The sequence below is a fragment of the Bacillus sp. 22-7 genome (assembly GCF_010628845.1).
Taxonomy (GTDB): Bacteria; Bacillota; Bacilli; order Bacillales; family Cytobacillaceae; genus Cytobacillus; species Cytobacillus firmus_B.
Map to the genome: position 1 here is coordinate 1 of NZ_NJQY01000050.1, position 11,704 is coordinate 11,704.

Annotated in this window: 9 protein-coding genes; 6 read left to right on the forward strand and 3 right to left on the reverse strand. The window is 40.8% G+C overall.

The features are described 5' to 3' along the window. Positions 1-59: 59 nt before the first annotated feature. A complete protein-coding gene (locus tag CE058_RS24130) occupies positions 60-1,409 on the reverse strand; it encodes an MATE family efflux transporter (RefSeq protein WP_163145283.1) in 1,350 nt (449 codons plus the stop codon). Positions 1,410-1,537: 128 nt separating this feature from the next. Continuing rightward, positions 1,538-3,304, reverse strand: coding sequence for an alpha-glycosidase (locus CE058_RS24135; protein ID WP_163145284.1), 1,767 nt, complete (start codon positions 3,302-3,304; stop codon positions 1,538-1,540). A gap of 314 nt (positions 3,305-3,618) precedes the next feature. On the opposite strand from CE058_RS24135, the gene CE058_RS24140 reads away from it, so the two are divergent. The 5 genes from CE058_RS24140 (at position 3,619) to CE058_RS24160 (ending at position 10,100) form a co-directional block, all read left to right on the forward strand. Next, positions 3,619-4,911 carry an extracellular solute-binding protein gene (locus CE058_RS24140; RefSeq protein WP_163145285.1) on the forward strand — a complete coding sequence of 431 codons (1,293 nt, stop codon included), beginning with the start codon at positions 3,619-3,621 and terminating at the stop codon, positions 4,909-4,911. Between the two features lie 262 nt (positions 4,912-5,173). Next, entirely contained in the window at positions 5,174-6,457 is a 1,284-nt protein-coding gene (locus CE058_RS24145) for a carbohydrate ABC transporter permease (RefSeq protein ID WP_163145286.1), read from the forward strand. A 2-nt stretch (positions 6,458-6,459) separates the two neighbouring features. Continuing rightward, a complete protein-coding gene (locus CE058_RS24150) occupies positions 6,460-7,302 on the forward strand; it encodes a sugar ABC transporter permease (protein WP_163145287.1) in 843 nt (280 codons plus the stop codon). 89 nt (positions 7,303-7,391) lie between these two features. Next, positions 7,392-8,930: an alpha-amylase family glycosyl hydrolase gene (locus CE058_RS24155; RefSeq protein ID WP_163145288.1), complete on the forward strand. Its 1,539-nt coding sequence runs from the start codon at positions 7,392-7,394 to the stop codon at positions 8,928-8,930. Positions 8,931-9,053: 123 nt separating this feature from the next. Beyond that, positions 9,054-10,100, forward strand: a complete 1,047-nt coding sequence (locus CE058_RS24160) for a LacI family DNA-binding transcriptional regulator (RefSeq protein ID WP_048008495.1) — start codon at positions 9,054-9,056, stop codon at positions 10,098-10,100. A 34-nt stretch (positions 10,101-10,134) separates the two neighbouring features. On the opposite strand, the gene CE058_RS24165 is transcribed toward CE058_RS24160, so the two are convergent. Continuing rightward, positions 10,135-11,004, reverse strand: a complete 870-nt coding sequence (locus CE058_RS24165; RefSeq protein WP_048008496.1) for an SDR family oxidoreductase — start codon at positions 11,002-11,004, stop codon at positions 10,135-10,137. Between the two features lie 119 nt (positions 11,005-11,123). Here CE058_RS24165 and CE058_RS24170 point away from each other — a divergent pair, with 119 nt between their 5' ends. Beyond that, complete coding sequence (locus CE058_RS24170) at positions 11,124-11,627, forward strand: GNAT family N-acetyltransferase (RefSeq protein WP_286168171.1); 504 nt, start codon at positions 11,124-11,126, stop codon at positions 11,625-11,627. Positions 11,628-11,704: the final 77 nt, after the last annotated feature.

Below are 11,704 nucleotides of genomic sequence, written 5' to 3' on the forward strand. Positions count from 1 at the left end.
AGGACGTGGCGTTCTTAGTCTGCGCTCCTTCGTGAGCAAGGCGCTTCCGCTTTTCTTATTTATACCGCTTTTGAAGACACGAATGATTTATTCACCCAGACTCTGGATCTCCAGCGCCATAACATAAGCAATCCTCTAAGCCATTCATCGGCAATAAAGGCGATCCAAATGCCGGCAAGACCCAGTCCAAAATGAATTCCCAGGACATAGGAAAGGGTAACGCTAACGCCCCACATGGAAAGGATCCCCATATAAACGGGGAACTTTACATCCCCGGCTGCACGCAGGGAGTTGATGACGACTAAATTAAACGATCTGCCTGGCTCCAGGAGGATGGTCAAAAGAATGAGAACACTGCCAACCTTTATGATATCTGGATTAGAAGTGAATATGCCCATCAATTTTTCTGAGAACAGGGAGAAAAGAACCGCAGTCCCGAATGAAATGATGATGGCTAAGCGCAGGCTTTTCATACATCTTTTATAGGCTCCTTCATAATCCTTTCCGCCTACCATATGGCCTATCAGGATTTGTGTGCCCTGGCTGATGGCGACACTGAATAGAAATATGAACATCATGATATTCTGCGTATAAACCTTTGCAGTTAAAGCCTCTGTTCCGAGAGCAGCGATGAATATCGTAATGACCATTTGCGATCCATTATAGGATAAATGCTCTCCCGCTGAAGGGATTCCGATTTTTAAAAGGTTTTTGATATGTTCCTTTGGAAAGCGGAAAAGTAATCGGAACGGAAGTGCTTTATCCGTTCTTTTAAGCAGGACGGCGACAGCAGCTGCCAATCCGATCAATCTGCTGACGACAGTAGAGATGGCCACTCCTTCTACACCCAATACCGGAAAACCGAATGGGCCGAAAATAAAAAAGTAATTGCCAATCACATTTAAAATGTTCATGCCGATTGTAATGTACATAACATCTCTTGTAAATCCGTAACTTCTGATGATGGCACCAATTGTCATAATCAATGCCTGAACAAAGGAAAAGCCGCCAACAATGACTAAGTAGGCATTTGCCTGGCTCAATAGCTCCTCAGGCAAATCCATCATGCGGAGCAGCGGTTTGCCTGAAACAAATAAAATTATACTGAGGAATACCCCAAATACCAGGTTTGCCCCCAGGGATACAGTCGAAATTTCAGCAGCCGTTTTATTATTTTTCGCGCCGAGATTTTGAGCAATTAGGATGGATGTCCCGGTCGCTATAAATCCAAACATGACGATTACAAGTGAAAGAATCTGATTTGACACACCGACGGCAGCCACAGATTCATCCGAATATTGCGAAAGCATAAGCGTATCGGCATTCCCCATGAGCATGTGAAGCAATATTTCAATGAAAATCGGCCAGGTTAGAGCAAATAATGTCATTTTTTTCTGGTTCTTAGTCATGGTTATTCTCCCTATTTGAAATGATTTCATGTAAATAGGAGGGACCCACGACAATATATAAACGAAAAAAGAAAAGCCTTAAGGTCTTGCCCTTAAAAACTTTTCCTTATTTCAATCAGGTTTCCTATTTAGTGAAGCTTTGCAGGGAAGGACAGGATTTCAAACCCCCAGCCATCAAGCTGAACTTTAAGGTTTTCCGCTTCAGCTGCAAATTCTTTGTCTGTAAGCATATTCGTTACCTTAACACCCTTAAGCGGATATGGCAATACAAATTCCGCGCTTTCATCCGCAGGGTTGGCGAGTACTATAATTGTTTTTTCATCATCGTATTTTCGGTAGGCAACTATATTAGGATCTGTCTGAATAAATTCAAATTGACCTTCATTTGCGAGCAGCTTTTCTTCCTTCCGAACCTTAATAAGCTTTTGAATATGAGAAAACAATTCACGGTCCTGTTTTGCCTCATCCCATTCCATGCATTTTCTGCATCCGGGATCCATTACACCACTTAGTCCAATTTCATCTCCATAATATAGGCATGGTGAACCCATAAAGGTGAATAAAAGTGTGTAAATCAGCTTTACCCTGTCTTTATTTTCTTCACATTCCGTTAAGATCCTCGGTGTATCATGGCTTCCAACCAGATTGAATGCAGATTCATAGACATTGGCAGGATAGCTGTGAATTTCAGCGGTCATATTATTGGCGAACTCACTGCCCGTTATGGATTTTTTTGCAATTAAGTTTAGCAGGTTGGTGGTAAAAGGATAATTCATGACAGCATCAAATTGGTCTCCGCGCAGCCATGGCATTGAATTGTGCCAGACTTCACCCAATATATAGAGGTCTGGTTTGATTTTTTTTACAGTCTGCCTGAATTCACGCCAGAACTGATGGTCAACTTCATTTGCCACATCCAGCCGCCAGCCGTCTATATCAAATTCTTCAATCCAGTATCTGGCCACCTTGAGCAAATATTTTTTCACCTCTGGAATTTTTGTATTCAGTTTTGGCATCTGCTCTACAAAAGCAAAGGTTTCATAATTAGGGTACTCCCCGCCTCTTAGAGGGAAACTATGTGGATGGAACCAATTTTTATAAGGTGATTTTTCTCCCTTCTCAAGCACATCCTGAAATGGGGGGAAATAGTATCCGCTATGGTTGAAAACGGCATCCAGCATCACTTTAATATCCCGATCATGGCATTCTTTTACCAGTCTCTTTAAAGTATCCTTCGAACCAAACTGGGGATCAATTTCCAGATAGTCTATTGTATCATATTTATGATTGGAAAATGCCTTAAAAACAGGTGTGAAATAGATGCCGGTAACGCCGAGTTCCACGAGATAGTCCAGATGTCCAATAACACCTTCAAAATCTCCGCCAAAAAAATTATCTTTAGAAGGCTCTTCACTTCCCCAGGGAAGAACACCTTTGGGGTCATTGTCGGGATTTCCGTTAGCAAATCTTTCCGGGAAAATTTGATACCAGACTGTATCCTTCACCCAGGATGGGGCTTGAAATACTTCTTCAGGATGCAGGTAGGGAAAGTTGAAATAATAACCTGAATCAGCAGGAGCCTCCTCGTAAAAGCCTTTTTCAGTCAAAATCAATTCTTCCTCACAGGACTTTAAATGAAATCCGTATCGGGATCTTCTAAATGGCGGGTTAATATAGGCATGCCAATAATCATGAATGCCATCAGAACCTGATTTCTGCATATCGGTTTTTTCATACTGCCATTTCCCATCCGCCCATAAATACTGATCACCGTGCAGTAAAGTGACTTCAGAAATATCATCTTTCTTTGTTTGCAGTCTAATATGTAAGGTTTTTCTGCTGATAGGATAAACAAAATGATCAGCAGGGTAGTGTATGATGGCTGCCTTGTCCATTATAATTCCCCTTTCAAAGTGCAATCGCTTGCATTATACCATAGGAATGGAGCAAAAATGTATAGTAAATATTCGAGTATTTTTAATATATTTTTTTCATTCAAAAATAATTTAGAAAAAAGTAGTTGTAAAAGCCCAAAAACCTTGTATAATAAAAAATAGAAATTGTGCAATCGTTTTCATTAAGCGGTTTCATTGAATTATAGTTTAAGTGAACGCTGATTTTTTTAGAAATAGATTAAAGCGTTTACAATTTTGTGCAAACGGTTGTACTATTTACATTAAGCAACAGATCTATTTAAGGGGGCAATATCATGAAAAAGTCACTATCTTTCTTTATGATGCTGGTATTAGTAATAGGAATGCTGGCAGCTTGCGGTCCTCAGCGTGAGGCACAGCCGGAAAATACAGATAAAGATAACGGCACAGGTGAAAGCCAGGCTGAAGAGCCAAAACCGGAAAAATTAGTAGTTTGGGAAGACACAGATAAAGGCGTAGCATTAAAGCCTGCCATTGAGTCTTTTGAAAAAGAATATGGAATTAAAGTTGAATTCAAAGAATTAGGCATGGCTGATAAAATCCGTGACCAGTTAAGACTTGATGGACCTGCAGGTAATGCACCTGACGTTGTTACATTGCCTCATGACCAAATAGGCCAGGTTGTAACAGAAGGTCTTCTTCAGGAAATCAAGGTTGATGACAGCGTTCTTGATACTTTCACAGAATCATCCATCAGTGCGCAAATGTATGACGGAAAACTATATGGTCTTCCAAAAGCAACCGAAACACCAGTTTTCATCTATAATAAAGCATTAATGGAAAAAGCTCCTGAAACAATGGATGAGCTTTATACTCAAGCTAAAGAATTAACAACTGGCGGACAGTATGGATTCCTGGCTTTATTCGATAACTTCTATTTCGCTCACGGCCCTATCGCTGGCATGGGTGGATATGTTTTCAATGAAAATGACGGAGCATTAGACCGTGAAGATGTTGGTTTAAATAACGAAGGTGCTGTTGAAGGTGCTGAGTTTATTCAAAAATGGTACAGCGAAGGCTTATTCCCTAAAGGAATTATCGGGGAAAGCGGAGGAGCTGCAATGGATGGCCTATTCAATGAAGGAAAAGCTGCTTCTGTAATGAATGGTCCATGGGCACTTCAAGGAATGAAGGATGCAGGGATCGATGTTGGTGTATCTGTAATGCCTAAGCTTCCTAATGGTGAGCCTGTTAAGACATTTATGGGTGTTAAGGGATGGAATGTAACTGCATTCACTAAAAACCCTTACTGGGCAACAAAGTTAGTTGAACATATTACAAACGAAGAAAACGCAAAAATCCGTTTTGAGACAACTCAGGAAATCCCTCCTGTAAAATCTCTTATTGAAGATCCGGTAATCACAGACAATGAAGCTGCAAAAGCAGTTGCTGAGCAATCTCAATACGCTGTTCCAATGCCAAACATTCCTGAAATGGCTGAAGTTTGGGGACCAATGGCCTCTGCACTTCAAACAATTGCAACAGGTAAAGCGGAACCAAAAGCAGCGCTTGATGATGCAGTTAAAACGATCAAAACAAATATTGAAACAAATCACCCTGCCAAGTAAAGCTTGACAGACATAAGGGCGGTACCTCTGAGGAGGTATTGCCCATACTTTTATATAATGATAAAAAACGGAAGGTGCCTGAGCAGATAGGTCTCTGCTTCAAATGAATACTTTCGAACCTTTAAGCAGAAGCGGCAGAAAGCCGCTTTCATGTTCCTTTTAAGAGCAACCGTTTGCACAAAACAGTCGCTAATATTCTTATAAATGAATTATAATAATAGAAAAATACTTTCTCCTATAAGAAAGGGGAGGCAATAGCCGTATGGACGCAAAAAAAATGACATCCAACCATGGAAGAAATGCTGCTCTATTATCCATCCTGCCTGGATTTGGACAGTTTTATAATAAACAGTTCCTTAAAGGTGCCATATTTTTAATTCTCACTGTTTCGTTCTTTGCAGCATTTTTTGACACACTGAATTGGGGTTTCTGGGGACTTTTCACACTAGGGGAAATTCCAGTTCTGGACCATTCGATTTTTCTTCTGATCGACGGAATAATTGCATTGATCGTAACAGCTTTGGGGCTGATCATTTATGCCTTTAATATTTATGATGCTTATAATAACGGGAAAAAACGTGATTTGGGACTGCAATTAAACAGTGTCAGAGAACAGTACCACAATCTCCTTGATAATGGTTTCCCATACTTAATGATCTCACCAGGGTTTTTTCTTTTGGTGTTCGTTGTTATTTTTCCCATCTTATTCGTAATTCTTCTTGCATTTACTAACTATGATTTATACCATTCTCCACCTGCAAAGCTGGTAGATTGGATTGGCATTCAGAACTTTATCGATATCTTTAAACTGGATTTATGGAGAAAAACCTTCTTTGGCGTAATGGGCTGGACTATAGTCTGGACTTTTGTAGCTACGACTCTGCAGGTAGCTCTGGGTATTTTCCTGGCAATTCTCGTTAACCAGAAGGATCTTAAAGGGAAAGCGATTATCCGAACAATTTTCATTCTCCCTTGGGCAGTACCTTCATTTATCTCGATCCTGATTTTCTCAGGAATGTTCAATGAAACATTCGGTGTGGTTAATAAAACAATTCTGGATGCAATTGGCATCGGTGCCGTTCCATGGATGACAGAGGAAAATTGGACACGTTTAGCTTTAATTTTCATCCAGTCCTGGCTTGGATTCCCGTTCATTTTTGCCATGACAACAGGTGTGCTGCAGTCTATTCCGGATGAGCTTTATGAAGCTGCAACAGTTGATGGTGCAACGATTCTGCAGAAATTCACAAAGATTACTCTGCCGTTGGTTTTGTTTGCAACGGCACCGATTATCATTACTCAGTATACGTTCAACTTCAATAACTTTAATGTTATCTTCTTGTTTAATGGCGGCGGACCGGCTATTCCGGGCCAAAATGCCGGCGGTTCGGATATTCTTATATCCTGGATTTATAAACTGACTATGACTTCTGCCCAATATGGCAAAGCAGCTGCAGTTACCATGATTCTGTCGCTTATCGTCATCACTGTAGCACTATGGCAGTTTAGAAGAACAAAATCATTCCAAGAAGAGGATTTGATGTAGATATGAGCATGAAGAAAAATAAAATGATCCGGCTGACACTTTCATATGTAATCATTGCCTTTATGAGCTTTATTGTCATTTATCCGCTTTTGTGGGTTGTAGGCTCATCATTAAATCCGGGCCAGAGTTTGTCGGGGTCAACTATGTTTCCTGAAAATCCGACGTTGGCCCATTATAAATATCTATTTGATTTAGAGAAGTCCAATTATGTTAAATGGTATTGGAATTCATTGAAAATAAGTACGCTGACCATGATACTAACGGTTATTACAGTATCATTGACTGCCTATTCGTTTTCGCGTTACCGTTTTATCGGGCGGAAAAATGGTTTATTAACGTTCCTGGTACTGCAAATGATACCTAACTTTGCGGCCCTGATCGCCATTTTTGTATTAGCGACAAGAACTGGTTTAATTGATACACATCTTGGATTGATCCTGGTGTATGTAGGCGGCCAGATCCCTATGAATACATGGCTGATGAAAGGCTATCTCGATACGATTCCGAAAGAACTTGATGAATCTGCGAAAATGGATGGTGCTAGCCATCTTCGTGTTTTCTGGCAAATTGTTATGCCGCTTGCAAAACCAATTGTAGCGGTAGTTGCGCTATTTTCATTCATTGCTCCTTTTGGTGATTTCATCCTTGCCAGAATTTTGTTAAGAACAGATGAAAAGTTCACAATGGCAGTAGGATTGTATGAAATGGTTGCCAAGCAATTTGGAAATGAATTTACAAAGTTTGCAGCCGGCTCGGTCTTAATAGCAATTCCGATTGCTGCACTTTTCCTTATGTTCCAAAAATACTTTGTATCAGGTTTGACGGCAGGGGGAACAAAAGGCTAATCTTAAAGGGCTGAAACTTTACTTGCCGCTGAAGGCTGCGAACTTGATTGGAGTCCCGCAGCGGCTTGAAAAATGAAGGAGGAGCGGCGATGAAAAAAGGAATCATAACCTTCATCTTAATCCCGTTTCTTCTTTTTTATGCCCTGCCGGCAGGAGCAGCTGAAAAAGAAGAGCGTAAATGGCAAGATGAAACAATTTATTTCTTAATGGTAGACCGATTTAGCAATGGAGATCCAGACAATGATTTTAAAGTTGATGTTCAGGACCCAAAGGCTTATCATGGCGGAGATTTCAAGGGAATTACTGAACGCCTTGATTATATTAAGGATATGGGGTTTACAGCAATTTGGCTGACTCCAGTTTTTGATAATGAAGAGAAAGGCTATCACGGTTACTGGATAAAAGATTTTTATAATACGGAAGAACACTTTGGCACAATGGATGAGTTCAAGCAGCTAGTCAAGGAAGCCCACAAAAGAGATATGAAAGTGATTTTGGACTTCGTAGTGAACCATGTAGGCTACAATCACGATTGGGTTAATGATCCTGAAAAAAAAGATTGGTTCCATGAAAAAAAGGATATCGCGAACTGGTCGAATCAGACTGAAATTGAAAATGGCTGGATTTATGGGCTTCCTGATTTAAACCAGGAGAACCCTGATGTGAAAAACTATTTAATGGATGCAGCTAAGTGGTGGATTGAAGAAACGGATATTGACGGTTATCGGCTTGATACCGTTAAGCATGTTCCAAAATCTTTCTGGACCGACTTCTCTAAAAATGTCAAATCAGTCAAAGAAGACTTTTATTTGCTTGGGGAAGTATGGTCGGATGATCCCAAATACATTGCCCAATATGAAAAAACAGGGATAGACGGCTTTGTTGATTATCCTTTAAATGACCATCTGAGAACCGCCTTTGCAGAACCTGATAAACCGTTAAGATGGCTTTTTACAAACTGGGATCGAAATAAAGCATTTTATGAAAATCCCTATCTAATGGGAACCTTCATGGATAATCACGATACTGTCAGGTTCACCCGTGATGCTATCACAAAAAATCATCATCCGGGACCAAGATGGAAGCTTGCATTAACATACATGTACACCTCACCTGGGATTCCGATTGTTTATTATGGAAGTGAAATAGCTATGGATGGCGGTGAAGATCCTGATAACCGCAGGCAGATGGATTTCCGTACAGACAAAGAGTTGATAGATTATATTACAAAACTCGGGGAAGTAAGGGAATTACTGCCATCTCTAACGAGAGGCGACATGGAACTGCTGGAGGAAAAGGACGGTTTTGCTGTTTATAAACGGACATTCGATGATGAAACAACGGTAATTGCAATCAATAATTCAACAAAGACACAGAAAGCGGTTCTTGATTCCTCACAATTGGAAGAAGAAAGAGAGCTCCGCGGCATGATTTCTAATGATCTTATCCGCAGTAAAGACGATAAATATGAGTTGATTATTGATCGGGAAGAAGCTGAAGTATATGTTCTGAAAGAAAAGTCAGGATTGAATATTCCGCTAATTGGAGCACTGGCGGCAGTTTATTCAGCTTTTATGATTTTTCTCTATCTTTTATGGAAGCGGTCCAAAAAGAAGAGATCAGAGTAATTTTATTTTTAATTGCCTCCCTTCTTCCTAATCCTGTTAACAGTTTAAAAATGAAAAGAAAATCAAACCTGTTTTGATTATAATAATAATAATAACAGAGACCTCAAGGAGAGGGTGATTCTATTGGCAGTCACAATTAAAGATGTTGCAAAGATGGCAAAAGTCGCGCCTTCTACTGTTTCAAGGGTTATTGCCAACAATCCTCGCATCAGCGAGAAAACCAAGCAAAAAGTCAGAGAGGCGATGGAACAATTAGGATACCATCCGAATTTTATTGCCCGCAGTCTTGCAAGCCAGTCAACCCGCGCAATTGGACTGATAATGCCGAGTTCCACAGATGTTGTATTTCAGAATCCATTCTTCCCTACTGTACTTAGAGGTCTGAGTGAGGGTGCCCATGAAAGGCATTATGCCCTCCATATGACAACCGGAAAAACGGATGATGAAATCTATGAAGGCGTCATCCAGATGGTACAGGGCGGCCGGGTAGATGGAGTAATTTTGCTCTATTCAAAAGTGGAGGACAAAGTCCTTGCCTTCTTAAAGGAAAGAGATTTCCCGTTTGTTGTTATAGGCAAGCCTTTTTCAGACGAAGAAGAAATCACTTACGTGGATAATAATAATTTCCGTGCAGCCAAAGAAGTAACGGAATACTTGATTAAGCTTGGCCATAACCAAATTGCGTTTGTTGGCGGAAACTTGAATCTAACCGTTACAGTTGAACGGCTGCTTGGCTATGAAAAAGCATTAAGGGATGCTGGCATAGAGCTGGTAAATGAATATATTGTTCATGAGGAATTCTTAAAAGAAGGTGGCCAGGAAGCTGTCAGAGGACTCGTTTCCCTGAAAAAACCTCCAACTGCCCTTGTGGTTGCCGACGACTTAATGGCATTGGGTGTCCTGAATACGTTGGATGAATTGGGTATAAGAGTTCCTGAAGATATGTCTATCATCAGCTTTAATAATGTGCTTTTGGCTGAAATGTCCAGGCCTCCCCTAACTTCTGTCGATATCAATATATTCGATCTGGGGTTTGAATCTGCACGAAGCCTCATATACAGAATTGAAAACCCGAGGGAGCCTGTAAAGCGAATTATTATTCCCCATAAAATTGTAAAACGCTGCTCATGCAGCAGTCCGAATACTGAAGAACCACAGATTGTATCATAAAAAAAGGGAAGCCTCTGGCAGGCTTCCCTTTCGTTTACCCATTTACAATTGTGCCGCCATTGACATGGATCATCTGGCCGCTCACATAAGATGAATCATCACTGGCAAGATAGACATAGGCCGGAGCCAATTCATAAGGCTGTCCTGCTCTGCCTATTGGGGTATTTGATCCAAATTTTGATACCTTATCGGCTGAGAATGTAGATGGAATAAGCGGTGTCCAAATAGGTCCCGGAGCCACTCCATTTACGCGAATTCCCTGTCCAGCCAGCGATTTGGCCAATGAGCGTGTGAAGGAGACTATCGCACCTTTTGTAGAAGAGTAGTCGATTAGCTGTTCGTTTCCTTCATAAGCGGTTATAGATGCAGTATTGATGATGGAGCTTCCTTTTTTCAGGTGTGGCAGTACTGCCTTTGTCAGATGGAAAAATGAAAAGATGTTTGTTCGGAATGTTTTTTCAAGCTGTTCAGCAGTGATATCAAGCAGACTTTTTTGAGGGTGCTGCTCGGCTGCATTATTCACCAGTACATCGATTTGACCAAATTTATCAAGTGTCTTTCTGACTGCATCCTTACAGAATGTTTCGCTTCCGATATCACCGGAAATCAGCAGGCATTCCTGTCCCTCAGCCTGAATGGCCTCTTTAGTCTTTTCTGCGTCTTCATGTTCTTCCAGATAGACAATCGCTACGCTGGCTCCTTCTTTGGCAAAATAAATGGCGGCTGATTTACCGATGCCGCTGTCTCCGCCTGTTATTAAAACAACTTTTCCTTTTAATTTATCAGACCCTTTATAATTTGGATCCACCGTTTGGGGCTCAGGCTGCATTGGCGCCTCTGTCCCGGGCTGATGATCCTGATGCTGAGGCGGAAATTCCTGTGGATTGTTTTGAGTATTAGACATTACTAAATCCCTCCAAATCATTAATACTCTTTTAATTCCATTTTATTATGATGAAAAAACATGGAAATTATTTGCATCTCTCTTATATAATGGATTTAAAAAGAGTGGGGGAACAGGAATTGCAGATTCGATCAGCTGCCAAAAGTGATGCGGAAGCCATTCTCGCTCATTGCCGGAAGGCTTTTGGAGAAACAGATTTTTTAATGACAGAGGCGGATGAGTTTAATTTAACAATTGCAGAAGAAGAAGCGTGGATTGAACGGAGCATTAGAACTGGGGATCTTATTTTAGTAGCGGAAGTTGACAACGAAGTGGTTGGAATGCTGAACTTTCGGCGGTCAAAAAACAAAAAAGTGAACCATCTGGGTTATTTCGGCATCACCATACAGGAGAAGTATTGCAACCAGGGGCTGGGAAGCAAAATGCTTAAACAATTCCTGGAATGGGCGGAAGAAGAACCTGGTCTGGAAAAAATATGTCTTGAGGTTTTTGCATATAATCAAAGGGCTATCCACCTGTACAGGCAATTCGGATTTCAGGAGGAAGGCCGCAAAGTCAAACATATAAAAAGAAAAGATGGGACCTATGCAGATGAACTATTAATGTATAAATTTGTTAAATAGCTGCAGCGTGAATGGATAAAGTGAAACTTCAATCAGTGGGGGTTTTCCTTATCCCCCACTGATTGTTAGTCGCGTTC